At 61.3% G+C, this 24081-nt stretch carries 23 protein-coding genes; 14 read left to right on the top strand and 9 right to left on the bottom strand.

The genetic code is table 11. From position 1 onward, the window contains the following. The first annotated feature begins 23 nt into the window (after window positions 1-23). The 8 genes from BT125_RS07135 (at window position 24) to fdhA (ending at window position 10132) form a co-directional block, all read left to right on the top strand. Window positions 24-728 (top strand): TraX family protein, encoded by a 705-nt coding sequence (locus BT125_RS07135; protein ID WP_072405823.1) that lies wholly within the window; start codon window positions 24-26, stop codon window positions 726-728. 310 nt (window positions 729-1038) lie between these two features. Beyond that, window positions 1039-2292 carry a serine hydroxymethyltransferase gene (gene glyA / locus BT125_RS07130; RefSeq protein WP_003206308.1) on the top strand — a complete coding sequence of 418 codons (1254 nt, stop codon included), beginning with the start codon at window positions 1039-1041 and terminating at the stop codon, window positions 2290-2292. 21 nt (window positions 2293-2313) lie between these two features. Continuing rightward, complete coding sequence (locus BT125_RS07125) at window positions 2314-3564, top strand: sarcosine oxidase subunit beta (protein WP_003177603.1); 1251 nt, start codon at window positions 2314-2316, stop codon at window positions 3562-3564. A 14-nt stretch (window positions 3565-3578) separates the two neighbouring features. Continuing rightward, window positions 3579-3908: a sarcosine oxidase subunit delta gene (locus tag BT125_RS07120; protein ID WP_014340581.1), complete on the top strand. Its 330-nt coding sequence runs from the start codon at window positions 3579-3581 to the stop codon at window positions 3906-3908. Further along, the gene (locus BT125_RS07115; protein ID WP_072405822.1) at window positions 3905-6922 is read left to right on the top strand and encodes a sarcosine oxidase subunit alpha; all 3018 of its coding nucleotides are present in this window, start codon (window positions 3905-3907) and stop codon (window positions 6920-6922) included. Before BT125_RS07120 ends, BT125_RS07115 begins: the two co-directional genes overlap by 4 nt. Window positions 6923-7115: 193 nt before the next feature. Then, entirely contained in the window at window positions 7116-7748 is a 633-nt protein-coding gene (locus tag BT125_RS07110; RefSeq protein ID WP_072405821.1) for a sarcosine oxidase subunit gamma, read from the top strand. A 159-nt stretch (window positions 7749-7907) separates the two neighbouring features. Beyond that, window positions 7908-8765: a formyltetrahydrofolate deformylase gene (gene purU, locus BT125_RS07105; RefSeq protein ID WP_060740301.1), complete on the top strand. Its 858-nt coding sequence runs from the start codon at window positions 7908-7910 to the stop codon at window positions 8763-8765. 167 nt (window positions 8766-8932) lie between these two features. Beyond that, window positions 8933-10132 (top strand): formaldehyde dehydrogenase, glutathione-independent, encoded by a 1200-nt coding sequence (fdhA, locus tag BT125_RS07100; RefSeq protein ID WP_072405820.1) that lies wholly within the window; start codon window positions 8933-8935, stop codon window positions 10130-10132. 114 nt (window positions 10133-10246) lie between these two features. Here the strand turns inward: fdhA and BT125_RS28325 are convergent, their stop codons facing one another. From BT125_RS28325 to BT125_RS07080, 4 genes are all read right to left on the bottom strand, one after another. Then, window positions 10247-11254, bottom strand: a complete 1008-nt coding sequence (locus tag BT125_RS28325; protein WP_083564472.1) for an RHS repeat-associated core domain-containing protein — start codon at window positions 11252-11254, stop codon at window positions 10247-10249. Window positions 11255-11276: 22 nt separating this feature from the next. Next, complete coding sequence (locus tag BT125_RS07090) at window positions 11277-11489, bottom strand: cold-shock protein (protein ID WP_072405819.1); 213 nt, start codon at window positions 11487-11489, stop codon at window positions 11277-11279. Window positions 11490-11677: 188 nt separating this feature from the next. After that, window positions 11678-12253: a hypothetical protein gene (locus BT125_RS07085; RefSeq protein ID WP_072405818.1), complete on the bottom strand. Its 576-nt coding sequence runs from the start codon at window positions 12251-12253 to the stop codon at window positions 11678-11680. 105 nt (window positions 12254-12358) lie between these two features. Next, window positions 12359-12781, bottom strand: coding sequence for a DUF3757 domain-containing protein (locus BT125_RS07080; RefSeq protein ID WP_072405817.1), 423 nt, complete (start codon window positions 12779-12781; stop codon window positions 12359-12361). Window positions 12782-13082: 301 nt separating this feature from the next. On the opposite strand from BT125_RS07080, the gene BT125_RS07075 reads away from it, so the two are divergent. Then, window positions 13083-13652 (top strand): DUF2780 domain-containing protein, encoded by a 570-nt coding sequence (locus tag BT125_RS07075; RefSeq protein WP_072405816.1) that lies wholly within the window; start codon window positions 13083-13085, stop codon window positions 13650-13652. Here BT125_RS07075 and BT125_RS07070 read toward each other — a convergent pair whose 3' ends face one another. Further along, complete coding sequence (locus tag BT125_RS07070; RefSeq protein WP_072405815.1) at window positions 13653-14540, bottom strand: acyltransferase; 888 nt, start codon at window positions 14538-14540, stop codon at window positions 13653-13655. A gap of 313 nt (window positions 14541-14853) precedes the next feature. Between BT125_RS07070 and BT125_RS07065 the strand changes: the two genes are divergently transcribed. From BT125_RS07065 to BT125_RS07045, 5 genes are all read left to right on the top strand, one after another. Beyond that, on the top strand, window positions 14854-15360 hold the full coding sequence (locus BT125_RS07065; protein WP_072405814.1) for a retropepsin-like aspartic peptidase RloA2: 507 nt from the start codon (window positions 14854-14856) through the stop codon (window positions 15358-15360). Between the two features lie 69 nt (window positions 15361-15429). Beyond that, window positions 15430-16110: a two-component system response regulator CreB gene (creB, locus tag BT125_RS07060; protein ID WP_072405813.1), complete on the top strand. Its 681-nt coding sequence runs from the start codon at window positions 15430-15432 to the stop codon at window positions 16108-16110. Next, the gene (creC, locus tag BT125_RS07055) at window positions 16110-17528 is read left to right on the top strand and encodes a two-component system sensor histidine kinase CreC (protein ID WP_072405812.1); all 1419 of its coding nucleotides are present in this window, start codon (window positions 16110-16112) and stop codon (window positions 17526-17528) included. The genes creB and creC overlap by 1 nt, the downstream gene beginning before the upstream one ends. Before the next feature lie 155 nt (window positions 17529-17683). Continuing rightward, complete coding sequence (gene creD / locus BT125_RS07050) at window positions 17684-19057, top strand: cell envelope integrity protein CreD (protein ID WP_072405811.1); 1374 nt, start codon at window positions 17684-17686, stop codon at window positions 19055-19057. Beyond that, a complete protein-coding gene (locus BT125_RS07045) occupies window positions 19054-19257 on the top strand; it encodes a hypothetical protein (protein ID WP_072405810.1) in 204 nt (67 codons plus the stop codon). The genes creD and BT125_RS07045 overlap by 4 nt, the downstream gene beginning before the upstream one ends. Here BT125_RS07045 and BT125_RS07040 read toward each other — a convergent pair. From BT125_RS07040 to BT125_RS07025, 4 genes are all read right to left on the bottom strand, one after another. After that, window positions 19254-19883, bottom strand: a complete 630-nt coding sequence (locus BT125_RS07040; protein WP_072405809.1) for a glutathione S-transferase family protein — start codon at window positions 19881-19883, stop codon at window positions 19254-19256. The genes BT125_RS07045 and BT125_RS07040 overlap by 4 nt on opposite strands. A 190-nt stretch (window positions 19884-20073) precedes the next feature. After that, window positions 20074-20253, bottom strand: a complete 180-nt coding sequence (locus tag BT125_RS07035; protein WP_072405808.1) for a hypothetical protein — start codon at window positions 20251-20253, stop codon at window positions 20074-20076. Continuing rightward, window positions 20250-21380, bottom strand: a complete 1131-nt coding sequence (locus tag BT125_RS07030; protein ID WP_072405807.1) for a PepSY-associated TM helix domain-containing protein — start codon at window positions 21378-21380, stop codon at window positions 20250-20252. The genes BT125_RS07035 and BT125_RS07030 overlap by 4 nt, the downstream gene beginning before the upstream one ends. A 217-nt stretch (window positions 21381-21597) precedes the next feature. Beyond that, on the bottom strand, window positions 21598-24036 hold the full coding sequence (locus BT125_RS07025) for a TonB-dependent siderophore receptor (RefSeq protein ID WP_072405806.1): 2439 nt from the start codon (window positions 24034-24036) through the stop codon (window positions 21598-21600). Between the last annotated feature and the right edge of the window lie 45 nt (window positions 24037-24081).

The raw sequence follows: 24081 nt of genomic DNA, 5'->3' as shown, positions 1-24081 counted from the left end.
AATCTCGTCGCGCGGCTTTATACATGAACCGGCGTGACGGGGCCCTGGACCTGCTCAAGTGGTTGGCTCTTTTGTCGATGGTCCTCGATCATCTGCGATATGTCGGTTTTTCCGTCGACTGGCTCTATGTGCCGGGGCGACTGGCATTCCCGTGGTTCTGCCTGGCGATGGCGGCGAATCTGGCGCGCAGGGGTGCCAGTGCCGCTCCATGGCGATACCTGGGCTGGCTGCTGCTATTCAGTGCCGTCAGCGAAATTCCCTACCGCTTGTTCATTCCTGATCCCACCACCCTGAATGTGATGCCAACCCTGGTGCTGGGATTGTTGGTGGCGCGCTGCTGGCAAACGCCCACCTTGGAGGCGCGATGCCTGGCGGTGATGGCGTTGCTGTTGGCGGTGCTGTTTTCGTCGCGACTGATGTTCGGTTTCTTTGGTGTGCTGCTGCCGCTGACGATGTTGCTGGTATTCACGCGTCCCTTGTTCATGGCGTTGTTGCCGGGGCTGGTCTGCGTGGCGGCCAACCAATGGCGAGTGTTGTATGGCGCGGCGTGGTTGGGCGATGGGGTGGCGTTGTGGGGGCTGGTGGCTTGCCTGATCGCGCCATGGCTTGGGCAGGTGCTTTTGCGACATGCCGGTCGTTTTCATCCACCGGCGATGCGGCGCTGGGCCTATGGCCTTTATCCGGCGCATTTCCTGGTTTTGCTCGCGGTTCGCCAGGTCGCTGCTTAATCCGTTGTGGCGAGGGAGCTTGCTCCCGCTGGGCTACGAAGTAGCCCCAAGGCCTGAGAATGCGATTTGTCAGGTGCACCGCGTTTGCCGGTTTTACGACTGCTGCGCAGCCGAGCGGGAGCAAGCTCCCTCGCCACGGAGGTTGGCGCCGGGCCTCCTTTGCAGCGCATGTCGTAAACGCACCTTTGCGTGGCGTCCATAGGCATTTGACATGCCTGCGCCAGCCATACCATCGCATCCAAAGGGCACGACCGAATGGTCCGTGCCTCACCGAGACGAAAGGCGCACCGCCGCCGCTGGGAGAGACGCGATGTTCAGCAAACAAGACCAAATTCAAGGCTACGATGATGCGCTGCTGGCGGCGATGAACGCCGAAGAGCAACGCCAGGAAGATCACATCGAGCTGATCGCGTCGGAGAACTACACCAGCAAGCGCGTGATGGAGGCCCAGGGCAGCGGCCTGACCAACAAGTACGCCGAAGGCTATCCGGGCAAGCGCTACTACGGTGGCTGCGAGCACGTCGACAAAGTCGAAGCCCTGGCCATCGAGCGTGCCAAGCAGTTGTTCGGTGCCGATTACGCCAACGTCCAGCCGCACTCCGGGTCTTCGGCCAACAGCGCCGTGTACCTGGCCCTGCTGCAGGCCGGCGACACCATCCTGGGCATGAGCCTGGCCCATGGCGGTCACCTGACCCACGGTGCCAAGGTGTCGTCTTCGGGCAAGCTCTACAACGCGGTGCAATATGGCATCGACACCACCACCGGCCTGATCGACTACGACGAAGTCGAGCGCCTGGCGGTGGAGCACAAGCCGAAAATGATCGTGGCCGGTTTCTCCGCTTACTCCAAGACCCTGGATTTCCCACGTTTCCGTCAGATCGCCGACAAGGTCGGTGCCCTGCTGTTCGTCGACATGGCCCACGTGGCTGGCCTGGTTGCCGCCGGTCTGTACCCGAACCCGCTGCCGTACGCCGACGTGGTCACCACCACCACCCACAAGACCCTGCGCGGTCCGCGTGGTGGCCTGATCCTGGCCAAGGCCAACGAAGAAATCGAGAAGAAGCTCAACGCCGCGGTATTCCCCGGCGCCCAGGGCGGCCCGCTGATGCACGTGATCGCCGGCAAGGCGGTGTGCTTCAAGGAAGCGGCGGAGCCTGGCTTCAAGGCTTATCAGCAGCAAGTGATCGATAACGCCCAGGCCATGGCTGGCGTGTTCATCAAGCGCGGCTACGATGTAGTGTCCGGTGGTACCGATAACCACCTGTTCCTGGTCAGCCTGATCCGTCAGGGCCTGACCGGCAAGGATGCCGATGCTGCCCTGGGCCGCGCCCACATCACCGTCAACAAGAACGCCGTGCCGAACGACCCGCAATCGCCATTCGTGACGTCGGGCCTGCGCATCGGCACCCCGGCGGTGACCACCCGTGGCTTCAAGGTTACCCAGTGCGTCACGCTGGCCGGCTGGATCTGCGACATTCTCGACAACCTCGGCGATGCCGATGTCGAGGCCAATGTCGCACAGCAAGTGGCGGCCCTGTGCGCGGACTTCCCGGTTTATCGCTGAGTCGGTTTTGGAGTAATGACTATGCAACGCTATTCGGGCTTCGGCCTCTTCAAACACTCACTCAGCCATCACGAAAACTGGCAGCGGATGTGGCGCACGCCGACCCCGAAAAAGGTCTATGACGTGGTCATCGTCGGTGGTGGCGGACATGGTCTGGCGACCGCCTACTACCTGGCCAAGGAACACGGTATCACCAACGTGGCGGTGGTCGAGAAGGGCTGGTTGGGCGGCGGTAACACCGCGCGCAACACCACCATCGTGCGCTCCAACTACTTGTGGGACGAATCGGCCCACCTGTACGAACATGCGATGAAACTCTGGGAAGGCCTGTCCCAGGACCTGAACTACAACGTGATGTTCTCCCAGCGTGGCGTCTACAACCTGTGCCACACCCTGCAGGACATCCGTGATTCCGAGCGTCGCGTCAGCGCCAACCGCCTCAACGGCGTGGATGGCGAGCTGCTCAACGCCAAGCAAGTGGCCGACGAGATCCCGTACCTGGATTGCTCGAAAAACACCCGCTACCCGGTGATGGGCGCCACCGTCCAGCGTCGCGGCGGCGTGGCCCGTCACGATGCCGTGGCCTGGGGCTTTGCCCGGGCGGCGGACGCGTTGGGCGTGGACCTGATCCAGCAGACCGAAGTGATCGGTTTCCGCAAGGAAAACGGCGTGTGCATCGGTGTGGAAACCAACAAGGGCTTCATCGGTGCCAAGCGCGTCGGCGTGGTGACGGCCGGTAACTCCGGGCACATGGCCAAGCTCGCGGGCTTCCGACTGCCGATCGAATCCCATCCGCTGCAAGCGTTGGTGTCCGAGCCGATCAAGCCGATCATCGACAGCGTGATCATGTCCAACGCCGTGCACGGCTACATCAGCCAGTCCGACAAGGGCGACCTGGTGATCGGTGCCGGTATCGACGGCTACAACGGCTACGGCCAGCGTGGCTCGTACCCGGTGATCGAGCACACGGTCCAGGCCATCGTCGAGATGTTCCCGGTGTTGTCCCGCGTACGCATGAACCGCCAATGGGGCGGTATCGTCGACACCACGCCAGATGCCTGCCCGATCATCTCCAAGACCCCGGTGCCGAACATGTTCTTCAACTGCGGTTGGGGCACCGGCGGCTTCAAGGCCACCCCGGGTTCGGGCAACGTCTTCGCTGCAAGCCTGGCCAAGGGTGAAATGCACCCACTGGCCGCGCCGTTTTCCATCGACCGTTTCCACAACGGCGCACTGATCGACGAACACGGCGCTGCTGCCGTCGCCCACTAACAGGAGAAATCCCTATGTTGCACATCTTCTGTCCTCACTGCGGCGAACTGCGCTCCGAAGAGGAATTCCACGCATCCGGCCAGGCGCATATCCCGCGTCCGCTGGATCCGAACGCCTGCACCGACGAGGAGTGGGGCGACTACATGTTCTTCCGTGACAACCCACGCGGGTTGCACCATGAACTGTGGGACCACGTCGCCGGTTGCCGCCAGTACTTCAACGTGACCCGTGACACCGTGACCTACGAGATTCTCGAAACCTACAAGATCGGCCAAAAGCCGCAGTTCACCGACAAGGCTGACAGTCCGAAAGCGGCTGCACAGGCTCTGGGAGAGAAGGTATGAGCCAGATCAATCGCCTGTCCAACGGCGGACGGATCGACCGCAACAAAGTGTTGAGCTTCACCTTCAACGGCCAGACCTACAAAGGCTTCGAGGGCGACTCTCTGGCCGCTGCGCTGCTGGCCAACGGTGTCGACATCATCGGTCGCAGCTTCAAGTATTCCCGGCCGCGCGGCATCTTCGCCGCCGGTGCCGAAGAGCCGAACGCCGTGCTGCAGATCGGTGCCACCGAAGCCACGCAGATCCCGAACGTGCGCGCCACGCAACAGGCGCTGTACCAAGGTTTGGTCGCCACCAGCACCAACGGCTGGCCGAACGTGAACAACGACATGATGGGCATTCTCGGCAAGGTCGGCGGCAAGCTGATGCCGCCGGGCTTCTACTACAAAACCTTCATGTACCCGCAATCGTTCTGGATGACCTACGAGAAGTACATCCGCAAGGCCGCCGGCCTGGGCCGCTCGCCGACCGAGAACGATCCGGACACCTACGACTACATGAACCGTCACTGCGACGTGTTGGTCGTCGGTGCTGGCCCTGCTGGTTTGGCCGCCGCGTTGGCCGCGGCCCGCAGCGGTGCGCGCGTCATCTTGGCCGATGAGCAGGAAGAGTTCGGCGGCAGCCTGCTCGACTCCCGCGAGAGCCTGGACGGCAAGCCGGCGACCGAATGGGTCGCGGCTGTGGTGGCTGAACTGCGCTCGATGCCCGAAGTGGTGTTGCTGCCTCGTGCTACGGTGAACGGTTACCACGACCATAACTTCCTGACCATCCACGAGCGCCTTACCGACCACCTCGGTGATCGTGCGCCGATTGGCCAGGTTCGCCAGCGTATCAACCGCGTTCGCGCCAAGCGCGTGGTGCTGGCGACCGGCGCCTGCGAGCGCCCGCTGGTTTACGGCAACAACGACGTGCCGGGCAACATGCTGGCCGGTGCGGTGTCGACCTACGTGCGCCGCTACGGCGTGGCACCAGGCAAGAAACTGGTGCTGAGCACCAACAACGACCACGCCTATCGCGTCGCCCTGGACTGGTTCGACGCCGGTCTGCAAGTGGTGGCCGTGGCCGATGCGCGCAGCAACCCACGTGGCGCGCTGGTGGAAGAAGCCCGCGCCAAGGGCATCCGTATCCTCACCGGCAGTGCCGTGGTCGAGGCCCGTGGCAGCAAGCGCGTCACCGGGGCACGTGTTGCCGCGATCGACGTCCGCGCCCATAAAGTCACCAGCCCTGGCGAATGGCTGGACTGCGACCTGGTGGCCAGCTCCGGTGGCTACAGCCCGGTGGTTCACTTGGCTTCGCACCTGGGCGGCAAGCCGATCTGGCGTGAAGACATCCTCGGTTTCGTACCGGGCGAAGCACCGCAAAAACGTGTATGCGTCGGCGGTGTGAACGGTGTCTACAGCCTCGGCGACAGCTTGGCCGACGGTTTCGAAGGCGGCGTGCGCGCGGCCAGCGAAGCCGGCTTCAAGGCAGTGGAGGGCGTGTTGCCCAAAGCCCTGAGCCGTCATGAAGAGCCGACCCTGGCGCTGTTCCAGGTGCCTCACGAAAAATCCACCGCACGGGCGCCGAAGCAATTCGTCGACCTGCAGAACGACGTCACTGCCGCCGCCATCGAACTCGCCACCCGCGAAGGCTTCGAGTCGGTGGAACACGTCAAGCGCTACACCGCACTGGGCTTCGGTACCGACCAGGGCAAACTGGGCAACGTCAACGGCCTGGCCATCGCGGCCCGTTCGCTGAACGTGAGCATCCCGCAGATGGGCACCACCATGTTCCGTCCGAACTACACGCCGGTGACTTTCGGCGCGGTGGCTGGCCGGCACTGTGGGCACATCTTCGAGCCGGTGCGTTTCACCGCGCTGCATGCCTGGCATGTGAAAAACGGTGCCGAGTTCGAAGACGTCGGCCAGTGGAAGCGCCCTTGGTACTTCCCGAAGAACGGCGAAGACATGCACGCCGCGGTCAAGCGCGAATGCAAGGCGGTGCGTGACAGCGTCGGCCTGCTGGACGCCTCGACCCTGGGCAAGATCGACATCCAGGGCCCGGATGCCCGCGAGTTCCTCAACCGCGTCTACACCAACGCCTGGACCAAGCTCGACGTGGGCAAGGCCCGCTACGGCCTGATGTGCAAGGAAGACGGCATGGTCTTCGACGACGGTGTGACGGCCTGTCTGGCGGACAACCACTTCCTGATGACCACCACCACGGGCGGCGCGGCGCGCGTGCTGCAATGGCTGGAGATCTATCACCAGACCGAATGGCCGGACCTGAAGGTGTACTTCACCTCGGTCACCGACCACTGGGCGACCATGACCCTGTCGGGGCCCAATAGCCGCAAGCTGCTGAGCGAAGTCACCGACATCGACCTGGACAAGGACGCGTTCCCGTTCATGACCTGGAAGGAAGGCTTGGTAGGTGGCGTGCCGGCACGGGTGTTCCGGATTTCGTTCACGGGTGAACTGTCGTACGAAATCAACGTACAGGCCGACTACGCCATGGGCGTGCTCGAGCAGATCGTCGAGGCCGGGAAGAAATACAACCTGACCCCGTATGGCACCGAGACCATGCACGTATTGCGGGCCGAGAAGGGCTTCATCATCGTCGGTCAGGACACTGACAGCTCGATGACCCCGGACGACCTCAACATGGGCTGGTGCGTAGGCCGGACCAAACCGTTCTCGTGGATCGGCTGGCGTGGCATGAATCGCGAGGATTGCGTGCGTGAAGACCGCAAGCAACTGGTGGGGCTCAAGCCGATCGACCCGAATGTCTGGCTGCCGGAAGGCGCGCAACTGGTGTTCAACACCAAGCAGGCGATCCCGATGACCATGGTGGGTCACGTGACCTCCAGCTACGCCCATAACTCCCTGGGTTATTCATTTGCCATGGGTGTGGTCAAGGGCGGCCTCAAGCGGATGGGCGAGCGAGTGTTCGCGCCATTGGCCGATGGCAGCGTGATCGAGGCAGAGATCGTTTCTTCGGTGTTCTTCGATCCGAAGGGGGATCGGCAGAATATCTAAAGGGACTTTGGTCCTGTGGTGGGCAGTTACACCGCGTCGCCTGATTCGCGAGCAAGCCCGCTCCCACAGGATCGAAGTCGCCAAAGGAATTTGAGCCAGGCATCAATCCAATGTGGGAGCGGGCTTGCTCGCGAAGGCGGCAGGACAGTCACCACAAATGCCGGAACAACAGAATTCAAGACAGGTGCTCCATATGACCGCAGTCAACGTGTACCAACAACGCCCAACCACCGGGGCCAAGGCCGAGTCGTCGCTGCACCATGCCGACCTCGCCAGCCTGGTGGGCAAGGGTCGCAAGAACGCCGGTGTGACCGTGCGCGAGAAAAAACTCCTGGGCCACCTGACCCTCCGTGGCGATGGCCATGACCCGGCGTTCGCCGCGGGCGTGCACAAGGCCCTGGGCCTGGAATTGCCAGGCGCCCTGGCCGTCATCGTCAAGGGTGAAACCAGCCTGCAATGGCTCGGCCCGGATGAGTGGCTGCTGGTGGTGCCCACTGGCGAAGAGTTCGCCGCCGAGCAGAAACTGCGTGAAGCCCTGGGCGACCTGCACATCCAGATTGTCAACGTCAGCGGCGGCCAGCAGATCCTCGAACTGTCCGGCCCGAACGTGCGCGACGTGTTGATGAAATCCACCAGCTACGATGTACACCCAAGCAACTTCCCGGTGGGCAAGGCCGTGGGTACGGTGTTCGCCAAGTCGCAACTGGTGATCCGCCACACGGGCGAAGACACCTGGGAACTGGTGATCCGCCGCAGCTTCTCCGATTACTGGTGGCTGTGGTTGCAGGATGCCGCGGCTGAGTATGGGTTGAGCGTGCAGGCCTGATTGATGGCCTTGGAATGCTTTTGTGGCGAGGGAGCTTGCTCCCGCTGGGTTGCGAAGCAGCCCCCAATATCAGGCGACTGCTGCGCAGTCGAGCGGGAGCAAGCTCCCTCGCCACAGGGTTCTTTGTCGCCCAGTAAATTTTGAACAGGAGTCACCGCAATGAGCCGCGCCCCGGATACATGGATCTTGACTGCCGACTGCCCCAGCGTGCTCGGCACGGTGGATGCGGTGACTCGCTTTCTGTTCGAGCAGGGCTGCTATGTCACCGAGCACCATTCCTTCGACGACCGGCTCTCGGCGCGTTTCTTCATTCGCGTGGAGTTTCGCCAGCCCGACGGTTTTGACGAGCAGGCCTTTCGCGCCGGCCTGGCCGAACGGGCGCAAGCTTTCGGCATGGTCTTCGAACTGACGCCGCCCAACTATCGGCCCAAAGTGGTGATCATGGTCTCCAAGGCCGATCATTGCCTCAACGATTTGCTCTACCGCCAGCGCATCGGTCAGTTGTCCATGGACGTGGTGGCTGTGGTATCCAACCACCCCGACCTCAAGCCGCTGGCCGATTGGCACCAGATTCCCTACTACCATTTTCCCCTGGACCCGAACGACAAGCCGGCCCAGGAGCGACAGGTGTGGCAGGTGATCGAAGACACTGGTGCCGAGCTGGTGATCCTTGCCCGCTACATGCAAGTGCTGTCGCCGGAGTTGTGTCGCAAGCTCGACGGCAAGGCGATCAACATCCATCACTCGCTGCTGCCGGGTTTCAAAGGGGCCAAGCCATATCACCAGGCCTATAACAAAGGCGTGAAGCTGGTGGGCGCCACGGCGCACTACATCAACAACGACCTGGACGAAGGCCCGATCATCGCCCAGGGCGTGGAAGTGGTGGACCACAGCCACTATCCCGAAGACTTGATCGCCAAGGGCCGGGACATCGAAGGGCTCACCCTGGCCCGGGCGGTGGGGTATCACATCGAAAGAAGGGTGTTCTTGAACGCCAATCGCACGGTCGTTCTTTAGGCCGGCATCGCGAGCAAGGGGTACGCGGTCAAAATTGTGGGAGCGAGCTTGCTCGCGATGAGGCCCTTCAGACAACAAAGAAACAAGACACAAGCACTAACCCGAGCAATCAACGCGCTGCCTGCCTGGGCAACGCAGTTCCACAAAAACAACAGCGAGGTGAAAGCATGTCTGGTAATCGTGGTGTCGTGTATCTCGGCAACGGCAAGGTCGAAGTACAGAAAATCGACTATCCAAAAATGCAGGACCCGCGCGGCAGGAAGATTGAGCACGGTGTCATCCTGCGCGTGGTCTCCACCAACATCTGCGGCTCCGACCAACACATGGTCCGCGGTCGTACCACTGCCCAGACCGGCCTGGTCCTGGGTCACGAGATCACCGGTGAAGTGATCGAAAAGGGCAGCGACGTCGAGAACCTGAAAATCGGTGACCTGGTGTCGGTGCCGTTCAACGTGGCTTGCGGGCGCTGCCGTTCCTGCAAGGAGCAACACACTGGCGTCTGCCTGAGCGTCAACCCGGCCCGTGCCGGCGGTGCCTATGGTTATGTGGACATGGGCGACTGGACCGGCGGCCAGGCCGAGTACGTGCTGGTGCCGTACGCCGACTTCAACCTGCTGAAACTGCCGGATCGCGACAAGGCCATGGAGAAGATCCGTGACCTGACCTGCCTGTCCGACATCCTGCCGACCGGCTACCACGGCGCCGTCACTGCTGGTGTTGGCCCTGGCAGCACCGTCTACATCGCGGGTGCCGGTCCGGTCGGTCTGGCGGCTGCCGCTTCCGCTCGCCTGTTGGGCGCGGCGGTGGTGATCATCGGCGACGTCAACCCGGTCCGCCTGGCTCACGCCAAGGCCCAGGGTTTCGAAATTGCCGACCTGTCTACCGATACACCGTTGCACGAACAGATCGCTGCGCTGCTGGGCGAGCCTGAAGTCGACTGTGCTGTCGATGCGGTAGGCTTCGAAGCTCGTGGCCATGGCCATGACGGCGTCAAGCACGAAGCCCCGGCCACCGTGCTCAACTCGTTGATGGGGGTGGTCCGCGTCGCTGGCAAGATCGGTATTCCCGGTCTCTACGTCACCGAAGATCCGGGCGCAGTCGATGCGGCGGCAAAAATGGGCAGCCTGAGCATCCGCTTCGGCCTGGGCTGGGCCAAATCCCACAGCTTCCACACCGGCCAGACCCCGGTGATGAAGTACAACCGCCAACTGATGCAGGCGATCATGTGGGACCGTATCAACATCGCCGAAATCGTGGGTGTGCAGGTCATCAGCCTGGATGATGCGCCGAAGGGTTATGGTGAGTTCGATGCGGGTGTGCCGAAGAAGTTTGTGATTGACCCGCATAAGTTGTTCAGTGCGGCGTAAGTGAACTGAGTGAAGAAAGGCGGCAGATTCTGCCGCCTTTTTTTATAAGCATCAGAGGCGGTTTTTGAATATGAATCGTGTGTGCCATCAAACCCTTGTCTGTTGACGTCTTTCTTAAAGGTTAGGCTTAGTTGTTTCTCTGATATTTGAATTTGCCACCTGGGGCGAACCGGGAGGGTCCGATGAGGCCATGCTTGATTCAGCGGACGAGGAGGTACGTCTGGGAATACTGTTAGGCAAGGGCGTGTCGGTTGGATCGGAAAACCCCAGAATGTTCCAGAAATTAGTCTTCACGGTTTCCCACAGTGATCCGGCTTTGGCGGTACTTACCGCCACAGCGACGCGGGCGCCGGCTCCAAACACCAACGCTGCGGTGCCCACCGCGGATACATGGGCTCCGGCCGGGTTACCCAGGAGCTGTAGGGTTGCCCCCACGATGCTGGTGGCCGAGCCCGTCAGACTGACACGGGCAGCCCACAGGGAAGGGCGGCTGGACACTTTTGGACCGAAAATCATGCCGACAGGAACAATGGAGTGCAGGGCGATGGTCAGCGCTCGTTGGACGGTTTGGACGGTCGCGATTGGTATTCCAAACTCACCTGCTGGATCCACGCGGTTGATCGGGTCCCCCGAGCAATAGCCGTAGGCATTCAAGCCGCCTTTGCCAAAGGGGCTCAGTCTGTCTGGACTATTGAATCGCATCGTCACTGGGTTGAACGCCCGATACCCGTTGCCCAATAAGTAGTGTCCGGTTACCGGATCCGGTCGTTCACCGTTGAAGCCGAGCAGGCTGAGTAGACCGTTTTCCAGGGGACGATGACCGAAAGGTGTGTAGGCGAGGGCATGAGACTGCGCGGCAGCGACCGCGTGCAACACCGTGCGTTGTTGATCGGTGGCGAGCAATGTGGTTTCGACGGTACCAGGCTGGCGCAGCTGTTGGGCCAGGAGTCGATCGTCTTGTTGAAAAATTGACCGTTGTACCGTGCCTTGTATTTCGCTGCTCAGGCGCTCTTTGAGATAGAAGCGTTGGGTGCTGACCTGGGCCGATGGCGAGCAATCGGCCAGACGATCGAGTGGGTCGTAGCGGTAGTGACAAAGCAAGGTTTGACGGTTCGATGACATGAGTCAGCTCCTCGGCTAGCTTCTATTCCGGTGTCACTCTCGTAGCCTGCATGCCTTTCGCTCCTCTCTCGATTTCAAAGGAAACGGTTTGTCTTTGCTTCAGCGTTTTGTAACCCTCGCCGGATATCGCGGAATAGTGAACGAACAATTCCTCGCCACCTTTGCCACATGTAATGAAGCCATAGCCCTTTGCATCGTTAAACCATTTAACGGTTCCTATGATTCGGTCGCTCATTTTTATTGTCTCTGCTTGCCCGAATGAATACAGGCCTGGTTGTCCATGGCCTTGCTTCGTTGACACGCTTGGAGCTTAAAGTCGGTCCGGACAGCTGCCTACTGTCAGAGTTGACAGTAGGCAATACCGAGAGGAAATAACCGGTGGCAGGGGATATTCAGGTGATGCGCGAGGTGGTCATGCCACGGTTATGGGTGTGCAGGTTCGGTCGTGACCCGGTCGCAGAATTCAGGGTAGAAGCCCCGGGCGCTGGGGCCTTGGCAATAGTCTTGCGCCTGGCTCAGGGCAGCGGCGCTGAAGTCCAGGCGGTGGGGCATGCTGGCAAAGGTGACGTAGCCACCCTGTTGTGTCTTGATGGCGTCGAAGCCCTGCATGTCGTAGACCAGTTCCACATCAGCACCGTCAACAATATGCGCCTTGACCGTCACTTGCGTGTATTGCTTGCCCCCCGGTGTGCCATTGAGCGCCGCCAGACCGTGGCCGACCACGCGCAGCATGTGTGGGACCCAGGGCTCGCAGTCATCCGCGCAAGGGCCTGGAAGGTAGAGCACGGTCAGGGTTTGTTGGTCGCGGGTCACCTCCGTCAGGGTCGGGTCGGAGCGCTTGATGCGGTGTTCGATGGTCTGCCAGGTCTTTTGTTCTTCGCTGGTGCCATCGGCAAGTTCCGGGTTCAGCGGACCGCGCTGGCATTCGCTGACGCCCAGGGCGATGAGCATGCCGGTCAGGATGACCGCGAGGGTGGCGCCGCCGATTTTTACGTTCATGGGCAAACTCTGCTGGAGGAAGCCGCACTGTACGGGAATGGCGCAGGCGAGGGCAGGGGGCTTTGAGCGGCGGTGCTGGAACAGTGACGCGGTTACCATGACCGATCAATAAATCAAGTTGAAGTAGTCGCCGTTCATCAACCTGCACATTCGGGTATCCGCGCTTTCGCAGCGATTGCTCATCCACTTTGAAAAGGCCGGTTCCAGGATCTGTTGGTAGTCCAACTTCAGATTGATCGCCCCGTACCTGCACGTGATGGTCGTACGGATGGCTGTCTGCTCGTCTCCATCGTCCTCATGGGTAACGTACTCGGCACCTTCGAATTGCAAGGAGGCCGGGTCGACCACGTCCACCAGGCTTTCGCTCTTCCATTCCTGGTCTTCCCGGATATCGACGAAGTAAACGTCTTCCAGAGACTCAATGTTTCTGTGAATGTCCGTGACGGCGGGGCATGTTATTTCACCGGCATGGACATGACCGATGTTCAGCAAAAGCAAGGCCGCGCCTCCAGCCAGTATTTTTTTCATTTGCCAGGCTCCAGGGCTCAGTTCGATTTCACGGCTTTGGTCGGGGCGGCGCTACTGTCAATGTTGACGGTTATTTATGTCAATTTAGAACTGTATAAAGATGTTTGGTAACTTTTAGCTATATAAAAGTATGCAGTTTTCGCTAAATCAGACGCTTCTGACGGTCTATGAGGAATTTTCTGTACTGGCTATCGGCCATGCTCGTAATAGGTTTAGGAACAATCACTGTTCGCGTCAGTCCAATACACGCTTTACGCCGCTCTTTATGGGCAGCTTTTTCATGCTCAAGAGGATGTCTCGGATGAAGGTTTCACGAGGTTTTGCACTGTCTTGGCTGCTGACACTGGCCGCCAGCCCGGCCTTCGCGCAGTTCAGCCTCAGCGATGCGGCCAATGTGGTGTCGGCGATACAGGGCAACCCAGGTGAGGAGGAAGGCGTCGTAACCGCCGCGCCGAAAGCTGCCGGTCTGCTCAATACCCTGGGATCGGAACTCAAGATCACGCCGGAACAGGCCATCGGTGGTGCCGGTGCGATGCTGGGGCTGGCGAAGAATCGGCTCAGCGAGCCGCAGTTCTCCGAGTTGAGCAGAAGTGTGCCGGGCCTGGATCAGATCGCTGGCAACAGCGCCATCGGGGGGCTCAATGGCCTGGGCGGTCTGCTCGGTGGTGGGGCGGACAAAAATGCTTTGCTCGATGGTCTGCTGGGTAACGTCAAGGACACCGGCGACCTGAACAATGCCTTCAGTGCGCTGGGCATGGACAGTGGCATGATCGGCCAGTTTGCCCCGATCATTCTGCAGTACCTCGGCCAGCAGGGTGTGGCCGGCTCGTTGCTGCAGAACCTGGGTGGTATTTGGGGCACAGGTGTCTGATCAGCCACCCTCGTTGCGCAAAGCCGCAATACGCTGGTCCTTTTCAGTCCAGAGCTGATTGACCCAGTTCTGCACGCGCTGGCGAAACACCGGATCGTTTTCGTAGTCGCCCTGCCACAACGCCGGGTCCAGCTCGCGGGTCTGGATGTCGATGATGACCCTGGGCACCGCGCCGCTGATCAAGTCCCAGAACCCGGGAATCTTCTCTTGCGGGTACACCACCGTCACGTCCAGTACCGCATCTAGTTGTTCACCCATGGCCGCCAGTACGAACGCCACGCCACCGGCCTTGGGCTTGAGCAGGTGGGTGAAGGGCGATTGCTGTTGTTGGCTTTTGGTGGTGGTGAAACGGGTGCCTTCAAGGTAGTTGACCACGGTGACCGGTTGACGCTTGAACAGCTCGCAGGCGGCCTTGGTGATTTCCAGGTCCTTGCCGGCCAGCTCCGGGTTTTTCGCCAGGAACGCCTTGGTGTAGCGTTTCATGAAAGGGTAATCCAAGGCCCACCAGGCCAGCCCCAGGAACGGTACCCAGATCAGTTCCTTCTTGAGGAAGAACTTGAAGAACGGCGTGCGCCGGTTGAGGGTCTGGACCAGGGCGGGGATGTCCACCCAGGACTGGTGATTGCTGATCACCAGATAAGACGTGTCGCCGCGCAGGTCCGCGCCGCCGCGGATGTCCCAGCGGGTGGGGATGCACAGGGCGAAGATCAGCTTGTCGATCTCGGCCCAGGTCTCGGCGATCCACATCACCGCCCATGACGCATAGTCGCGAAAGCGCCCGGGCAGGACCAGTTTGAGCAGGGCGAACACCATCAGCGGCCCGAACAGCACCAGGGTGTTGAGCAACAGTAGCAGGGTGACGAAACAGCCGGTGAGCAGGCGGCGCATAGATGACTCTTGCAGACGGGTGGGCGGGCCATGATAAGCAAGCTTCGGGCGCCAGGCCAAATCGGTGTGGACGAATGTTTCACCTTTTGGCGGGTATGCTGGGTTCGCTTTTGTGGCGAGGGGATTTATCCCCGTCGGGCTGCGCAGCGGCCCGGATTCTGTACAGCGATTCAGCACCATGGCGAGCGCTTCGCACTCGAACGGGGATAAATCCCCTCGCCACAGGGATAGTGCTGGGCTTGGTTGCTCTCGATGAACGAACGAATCCACCGGCCACTGTCTAAAACCCCACCCACACAGGAAGCCCAATTGCATGAAATCCCTTCTCGCCCTGCTTACCCTGGTGGCCCTCCCAGTGCTGGCCGCTGAGCCGACCCTGTACGGGCGCTACGAATACATTGCGCTGCCGGAAATCGGCGGTGAAGTACTCAAGGCCAAGATGGACACCGGCGCCCTGACCGCCTCGCTGTCGGCCAAGGACATCGAGACCTTCACCCGTGACGGCGATGACTGGGTGCGGTTCCGCCTGGCGACCAAGGATGCGAGCAACAAGATCTATGAACACAAGGTCGCGCGCATCAGCAAGATCAAGACCCGTTCCGAAGAAGATGAAGACGACGACGAAAAGATCGCCCCCAGCAAGCGCCCGGTGGTGGAGCTGGAAATGTGCCTGGGCAACGTCAAGCGCACCGTGGAAGTCAACCTGACCGACCGCAGCAGTTTCAACTACCCGTTGCTGATCGGCGCCAAGGCGTTGCGTGAGTTCGGCGCGGCGGTGAACCCCGCACGGCGTTATACGGCGGATAAACCCGACTGCTGATTTCCCCGATTGACGTGCTGCGAGGCTTGGGGCACCGTTCCGGCAACTTTACAGCCGGGCTCGCAAGCCATGCCTCATATCCTGATTGTCGAAGACGAAGCCGCCATCGCCGATACGCTGGTGTTTGCCCTACAGAGCGAAGGTTTCGACACCACGTGGCTGAGCCTGGGCGCGGCGGCCCTCGAGCATCAGAAAAGTACCCCGGTGGACCTGATCATCCTCGATGTCGGCCTGCCGGATATCAGCGGCTTCGAAACGTGCAAGCAACTCAGGCGCTTCAGCGACGTCCCGGTCATTTTTCTCACCGCGCGCAATGCTGAAATCGACCGCGTTGTCGGTCTGGAGATCGGCGCCGACGATTACGTGGTCAAGCCCTTCAGTCCGCGCGAGGTGGCGGCCAGGGTCCGGGCCATCCTCAAGCGTGTGGCGCCGCGTCCACCGGTGGAGCCGGGCATGGCGCTGTTTCAGGTCGATGCCGACCGTGTGCAGATCCACTATCGCGGCAAACCGCTGAACCTCACCCGCCACGAATTCCGCCTGCTCAATTGTCTGCTGGAGCAACCCGAGCGGGTCTTCAGCCGCGAACAATTGCTCGATGCCTTGGGCGTTGCCAGCGATGCCGGTTACGAGCGCAGCATCGACAGCCACATCAAGAGCGTGCGCGCCAAGTTGCGCCTGGTCCGGGCCGAGGCCGAACCGATCCAGACACATCGAGGCCTGGGCTACAGCTACAGCCCGGGGCACAGCTGATGTCGTTGGGGATTCGGATTTTCCTGGTGTATGTGCTGTTTATCGCCCTGACCGGCTATTTCGTGCTCAACACGGTCATGGAGGAAATCCGCCCCGGCGTGCGCCAGTCCACCGAAGAAACCCTGGTGGACACCGCCAACCTGATGGCCGAGATCCTGCGGGACGATTTCAAGGCCGGCACCCTCAACCAGAATCGCTGGCCGCAGTTGCTCAACGCCTACGGCGAGCGCCAGCCGGCAGCGACAATCTGGGGCCTGCCGAAGAACCAGGTCAGCCATCGCATCTACGTCACGGATGCCAACGGCATCGTGGTGCTCGACTCCAGTGGTGTGGCAGTAGGACAGGATTATTCGCGCTGGAACGACGTCTACCTGACCCTGCGCGGCCACTACGGCGCCCGCTCGAGCCGCAGTGATCCGGACGATCCGGCGTCTTCGGTGATGCACGTCGGCGCGCCGATCCGCGACAACGGCCGGATCATCGGCGTTGTCACCGTCGCCAAGCCCAACAGTTCCTTGCAGCCTTATGTCGACCGCACTGAGCGGCGTCTGTTGGCCTATGGCGCCGGCTTGGTCGCCTTGGGCTTGTTGCTGGGCGGCTTGCTGTCGTGGTGGCTCAGCGCGGCATTGCGGCGTTTGACGAGCTACGCACAGGCGGTCAGCCAGGGGCGTCGGGTGGAAGTGCCGCATTATCGTGGCGGCGAGTTCGAGCAATTGGCGGGTGCCGTGGAACACATGCGCACCCAACTCGAAGGCAAGGCGTACGTCGAGCGTTACGTGCACACGCTCACCCACGAACTCAAGAGCCCGCTGGCGGCGATTCGCGGTGCCGCCGAACTGCTGCAAAGCGACATGCCCGCCGCCCAGCACCAGCGCTTCGTCAGTAACATCGATAACGAAAGTGCACGCATGCAGCAGTTGATCGAACGCTTGCTCAACCTGGCCCAGATCGAGCAGCGCCAGGGGCTGGAAGAAGAGGTCTCGGTGCCGTTGGTGGCGTTGATGGACGAGTTGCTGGAAGCGCGCGGCGGCTGGATCGAAAGCCGCCAGTTGAAGGTTGAACAGCACATCGCTGCCGACCTGACGTTGACGGGAGAGCCGTTCCTGTTGCGCCAGGCCTTGGGCAATTTGCTGGAAAACGCCCTGGACTTCACCCCCGTCAACGGCTTGCTACGGGTCAGCGCCGAACGCCGTGGGAGTCGCATCGAGATCCGCCTGTTCAATCAGGCCGCACCGATTCCCGATTACGCGCTACCCCGCCTGAGCGAACGCTTCTATTCCCTGCCGCGGCCGGACAGCGGCCGCAAGAGCACCGGCCTGGGACTCAACTTCGTGGAGGAGGTGGTGCAGTTGCATGGTGGGCAGTTCAGTATTGGCAATGTCGAGGGCGGGGTGGAAGTGGTTTTGGGGCTGCCCTGAAGCCGCAGCTGCTATCTGGCTGAACACTCATCCTTGTGGGAGCAAGCTCGTTGCCACAGAGGTTCCCGGTTCTCCACACAATCTCCACATTCCCCCCATAAACCCCTCACACAGCCACCCCAGACTCTCCCTCATTCGAACAGGGAGAGCCCCACATGAACCGCAGCCTCGCTATAAAACTGGGCATGATCGCCCTCTTGATTCTCTTGCTGATGATCCCGTTGCTGATGATCAACGGCCTCATCGATGAGCGCCAGGAATTGCGCGACGGTGTGCTGCAGGACATCGCCCGCAGCTCCAGCTACAGCCAGCAACTGATCGGGCCGATGATCGTGGTGCCGTTTCGCAAGAGCGTGAAGGTCTGGAACACTAACGAGAAGACCGGCGTGCGTTTCCTGGAAACCGTCGAGCGAACGGGCGAGCTGTATTTCTTGCCGGAGCAATTCGAGCTCGACGGCCAGGTCCGCACCGAAACCCGTGCCCGGGGCATCTACGAAGCGCGGATGTTCCACGCCGATAACCGGATCGATGGCCGCTTCAAGGTGCCTGAGCGCTATGGCGTCGCCGCCAAGGACTTTGCCGACTACCGCTTCGACGAACCGTACTTGAGCGTAGGCATCAGCGATATTCGTGGCATCGAGAACGCGCTGACCCTGACGCTGAACCAGCAGACCGTCGACTTCCTGCCCGGTTCGCGGCTTGGCTGGCTGGGGCAGGGTGTGCATGTGCCGCTGCCGATGATCACCGCCCAGGGCGGTCCCGAGCTGACCTTCGGTTTTGACCTGCGCCTGCAAGGCACTGGCGAGTTCCAGATTCTGCCGGTGGGTAAATCCACCAAAGTGCACTTGTCGGCGGACTGGCCGCACCCGAGCTTCATTGGCAACTATCTGCCCAGCAATCGCGAGATCAATGAGCAGGGCTTCAGTGCCGACTGGCAGACGTCGTTTTTCTCCACCAACCTGCTGGAAACATTGCAAGCCTGCGAGCCGAGCGATAGCTGTGAAGCGTTCCGCAGCCGGGCCTTCGGTGTGAGTTTCATCGACCCGGTGGACCAGTACCTCAAGAGCGACCGGGCGATCAAATATGCGCTGCTGTTCATTGCCCTGACGTTCGCCGGCTTCTTTCTCTTCGAAGTGCTCAAGAGCCTGGCCGTCCACCCGGTCCAGTACGCCTTGGTGGGCGTGGCGCTGGCGTTCTTCTACCTGCTGCTGTTGTCGCTGTCCGAGCACATCGGCTTCACCCTGGCGTACCTGGTATCGGCCAGTGCCTGTGTCGTGCTGATCGGGTTTTATGTCTGCCATGTGTTGCGCAGCGTGAGCCACGGCCTGGGGTTTTCGGCGGGGCTGGCGGGTTTGTACGGTTTGCTCTACGGCCTGTTGAGCGCGGAGGACTATGCGCTGCTGATGGGGTCGCTGTTGCTGTTCGGCCTGCTGGGCGTGTTCATGGTGCTGACCCGCAAGCTGGATTGGTATGGGGTCGGGGCGAAACCGGCCGCAGCGATGAGTTTTGAGCTGGGAGAGGTGAAATGAGCCGGTCGTTGGGGTTGCGTGAGGATCAGCGGGAGGGCGCGATGTTGGTGGCGCTGATTACCGGGTTGTTTCCGCTGGACCGCAGTGACCCTATCGCGAGCAAGCTCGCTCCCTCAGGAGACCTCGATTATCCGGGCAACGGATCAAATGTGGGAGCGAGCTTGCTCGCGATGGGGCCGGTACAGCCAGTGCAGCACTAAATCTTGGGCACGGTCGCTACCATCGAAGGCCGCAAGCTCACCTCGGCAAACCACGCCGCCAATTGCGGGTTGGCCTTGCGCCATTCCAGGTCGGGATGGCGCAAGTCCAGGTAGCCCAGGGCGCAGGCCACGCTGATGGAGGCCACGTCGAAATGGCTGGCTAGTTCGGCGATCGCCTCGGCTTCGAGCAGGCCCAGGGCCCGGCGAATCTTGTCCCGTTGCGCATCGAGCCACTCGTCCCAGTGTTTTTCCACAGGACGTAGCGCGGTTTCGTAACGGATCATCACCGCCGCATCCATGACTCCATCGGCCAGGGAGGCCAGGGTCAAACGCCGCCAGCGAGCCGCGCCCTCGCGGGGGATCAACGGGTTGCCGACATGCTGGTGGTCGAGGTAATCGAGAATGACCCGGCTGTCATGGATCACCGTCCCGTTGGCCAGGCGCAGGGCCGGGATCTTGCTCAACGGGTTGTCCTCGATCAGCGCGCGGTCCGGCTTGACCGGTGTGAGCTGGCTGAGCTGCAACGCCACGCGGTCTTGCTGGCCGGTTTCGTACAGCAGCACCAGGACCTTGCGAACGAAGGGCGAAGCGGGGTTGTGGAACAGCGTCATGCTGGGGGTGGACATGCGGGTATCCTCGATAAACAGCCAGGAGCTTAGCCTAGACAGTTCCGGGACGGCTGGCGAGGGGCGGATAGCCTGACTCGATTCCCATGTGGGAGCGAGCTCGCGAAAGCGGTACGTCGGACAAGTCACTGCGATTGACACTCCCTCTCCACGAGCAAGCCCGCTCCCACAGGTTTCATGCCTGGCCGGGTTATCCGCGCTTGAGCAATCCCCAGACTCCCAGTACCGTAGGAATCCCCAGGCCGACCCAGGCCACTGCATCCCACGCTCCATCGCCCAGCAACGCCGAAAACAACCCCGCCGCGCTCAGTGCGCCAATCACCACGGGAATACCAAACACTTTCCAGAAACTCGATTGCCGTGGCCTCACGAGGCGACCTCCGTACCGACCGTTGCACGCTTGGCCGCTTTGCGCCGCACCAGCCACAGGTAGACGCCGCTGCCAAGGACGATGATGGTGAGCACGTCGAGGGTCGCCCAGAAGATCTGCATCGGCCGCCCGCCGTAGTCGCCGAAGTGCAGCGGTAGAGACAGGCTCATGACGTCCATGTACCACGGTCGTTCGGCGACGGCGGTGACCTCCAGGGTGCTGGCGTCGATCAATACCGGTGTCAGCAAATGGGAGGTCAGGTGGGTGCTGCCTTTCATGAACACGCCGTAGTGGTGTTGGCTGGAAAACAGCGTGCCGGGGAAGGCGATGAAGCTGGGTTCCATGCCCGGCGCGACGTCCCTGGCGATGTCGAGCAAACGGGTGGCCGGGGCCAATTGCGCCAGCGGCGGGGTGTTGCGATAGGGTTCGACCATGGCGCTGAGGCTGTCATTGCGCCAGGCGGCGATGATCAGGTCGGCGCACGCGGCAATCACGCCCGTGACGCCCACGGTGAGCGCCCAGACCAGCGTTACAACACCGATCAGGTTGTGCAGGTCGAGCCAGCGCAGGCGCGTGGATTTGTCCTGGCGCACTGTGGCGAACTTCAAGCGCCGCATGAACGGCAGGTACAGGACCACCCCGGAAACGATGGCAATCACAAACAACAGGCCCATGAAGGCGAGCAGCAACTTGCCCGGTAACCCGGCGAACATGTCCACGTGCAGGCGCAGCATGACCATCATGAAACCGCCGTTGGCCGAGGGCATTTCCAGGGCCTCGCCGGTGCGCGCATCGAGCATGAAGGTATGGGAGGAGTTGGGCTCGGTGTCCGGTGTCGGCGCCATGATGGTGAAGATGCCGTTGGGATCGTCGTCGTCCCAGCCAAAGTACTGGATCACCTCGCCCGGGCGATGGGCCTTGGCCTTTTCCACTAATTGCTGAAGATCCAGGTGTGGCGTGTCGGCGGGCATTTCCCGGAACTCGGGAGCGTCTCCCAGCAGATGCTCGATTTCATGGTGGAAGATCAACGGCAGCCCGGTGATCGCCAGCATCAGCAGGAACACCGTGCAGATCAGGCTGGTCCAGGTATGGACGAAGGACCAGCGGCGGATGGTTTTGCTTTTCATGAGCGATCCGAATGCAAGAGGGCCTCGATGCCTGAGCCTCATCAGTCAAGCCGCGAAACCTGTTGGAGCGAGCTTGCTCGCGAAAGCGGTGTGCCAGACAACATCGATGTTGACTGTTACGCCGTCTTCGCGAGCAAGCTCGCTCCAACAGGGGTTTCATTTGACTGACAGGCCCCGGGTACAGCTGCCCTCAAAAGGTTTTGCAAATGCTAACCGTTTACCATTTGTAATTCACGCTGGCGACGACATTGCGTTGATCGCCGTAATAGCAGTAGAAGCCATCGCAAGTGGACAGGTAGTCCTTGTTGAAAATGTTCTTCGCGTCCACCGCCACCGTGACGCCTTTGAGGGTCTTGTTCAAACGCCCGAGGTCGTAGTGGGCCGAGGCGTCATACACGGTGTAGGAGCCGACATGACCCCAGTCGGTGTTGGTGGTGTTGCCGTAGGTGTCGCCGACATACCGCACGCCGGCACCGACCCCGAAGCCATCCAGCGGGCCGTTGTGCCAGGTGTAGTCCGCCCAAGCGGTGGCCTGGTTGCGTGGCACCTGGGCCATGCGCTTGCCTTTTTCCGCTGCGGTGCCCTTGGTGATTTCACTGTCGTTGTAGGTGTAGGAACCGATGAGCTTCAGGTTGTCGGTCACATCGCCCGAGGCTTCCAGTTCCAGGCCGCGCACCCGAACTTCGCCCACTTGGCGAGTGATGTTGTTTTCGGTAACCGAGTTGTTCTGCTGCGTCAGATCGAACACCGCAGCCGTCAGTAGGGTTTTGGTGCCCGGCGGTTGGTATTTGATGCCGGCCTCGTACTGTTCGCCTTCGGTTGGTTTGAACGCGTCGGTGCTATTGACGGTTGAACCTGCCGCCGCCTGGAACGACTGGGCGAAGGAGATGTAAGGCGTCACACCATTGTCGAAGACGTAGCTCAGTGCCGCGTTACCGCTGAATTTCTTGTCGCGCTGGGTGTTGGTCGCATCGTTCTGGTTGTGGAACACCGTGCCGGTGTGAATCCAGTCTTCACGGCCGCCGAGGGTCAGGCGCCAGTTGTCCAGGGCGATCTGGTCCTGGACATACAGGCCGGTCTGGTTGGTTTTCTGGTTGTAGTCGTACATGGTGAAGTACTGGACGTTGGAGAAGTCCTGCCCATAGGTCGGGTTGTTGACGTTGCTGGTAGGCACACCGCCAGAGCCCCACTTCCAGCGGGCATTGCTGTTGGAGCGTTGGTGGTCCAGTCCCAGCAGCAACGTATGACTCAAGGCTCCGGTCTGGAAGTCAGCCTGGAAATTGTTATCCACGGCAAATTGGCTGATGTCTTCGTCAACGATGCTGGCACTGCGTTTGACGGTGCCGTCGGCGCTCACCGATTGGTCTGGACCATCCGGAAAGAACGAGCCGCCGGCGGAAATGCCCTGGAATTCCAGGTCGCTCTTGGTGTAGCGCAGGTTCTGGCGGAACTGCCAGGTGTCGTTCAGGCGATGTTCGAAGTTGTAGCCCAGCGCGTAGTAGGTGCGATCGTAGAACTCCCAATCCGGGTCGCCCAGGTTCTTGTGATGGGAAATCTTGCCCGCCGGCGAAGACAGTTTGGTGCCTTGCAACGGCAGGAATTGCCCGGTGATGCCGGTGTCGTCGCGGGTGTACTGGGACAGGAAGGTCAGGCGGGTGTCGTCGTTAATGTTCCAGGTCAGGCTCGGGGCGAGGTTGTAGCGCTTGTCCGGGATGTGGTCGACCTGGGAATTGCTGTCGCGCACAGTGCCGCTGACCCGATAGAGAAGCTGGCCTTCGTCATCGACCTTACCGGTGCTGTCGAAGTTGATCTGCTTGTGCTCGTAGCTGCCGGCCTGCAGTTCGACTTCATGGCTGCTTTCGGCTTGCGGGCGACGGCTGACCATGTCCAGCATGCCACCGGGTGGCGTCTGGCCGTAGACCGACGACGCCGGGCCGCGCAGCACGGCGATGCGCTCCAGGTTCCAGGGCTCGATTTTTGGCGTGATGTAGTTGCCCTTGGGCAACGGCAGACCGTCGAGGAATTGAGTCGGCACGAAGCCGCGAACCAGCAGCCAGTCGTTGCGCGAATCCGAACCGTAGCCGCTGCTCTGCACACCGGCGGTGTAGCGCAGGGCGTCATTGAGGTTGAGGACCGAACGGTCCTCCATCTGTTGACGGGTGACCACGGAGACTGAGCGCGGCAGTTCGACGATCGGCGTGTCGGTCTTGGTGCCGGCGGCGGTGCGGGTGGCGACGTAGCCCTCGGTCGGGCCCCACGCGGTTTCGCTGGTGCCGGCGCCGATCACGCTGGTTTCCGGTAACGCCATGACGCCCTCGGGCACCGCCACCAGACTGTAGGTGCCAGCGCTGCTTTGTTCCAGTTGCAGGCCGGTGCCGCGCAAGGCCTCGCGCAATGCGCCGGTGGCGTCGAACTGGCCTTGGACCGGGGCCGAGGTCTTGCCCGAGGCCAGGGAAGGATTCAGGCTCAGCGCGAGGCCGGCCTGGCTGGCGATCTGGTTCAGGGTGCTGGCCAGGGGCGCGGCGGGCAGGTTGTAGGTGCGCACGCTCGTGGCTTGTTCGGCGGCCAGCAGCGGGGTGCTGGTCAACGGGACGGCAAAGGCAATGGCGACGGCCAACAGGCTGGGGCGCAACAGGGTGTCTAGCGGGCGGGACATACGGCGGCTCCTGAATGGAAATGTTTCTCAATTGCCTGGGTGCCG

The sequence above is a fragment of the Pseudomonas sp. NFACC04-2 genome, from assembly GCF_900119265.1.
Classification (GTDB): Bacteria; Pseudomonadota; Gammaproteobacteria; order Pseudomonadales; family Pseudomonadaceae; genus Aquipseudomonas; species Aquipseudomonas fluorescens_AA.
The sequence above is the reverse complement of the archived record's forward strand: the minus strand, read 5'-3'. Positions and strand labels throughout refer to the sequence as shown.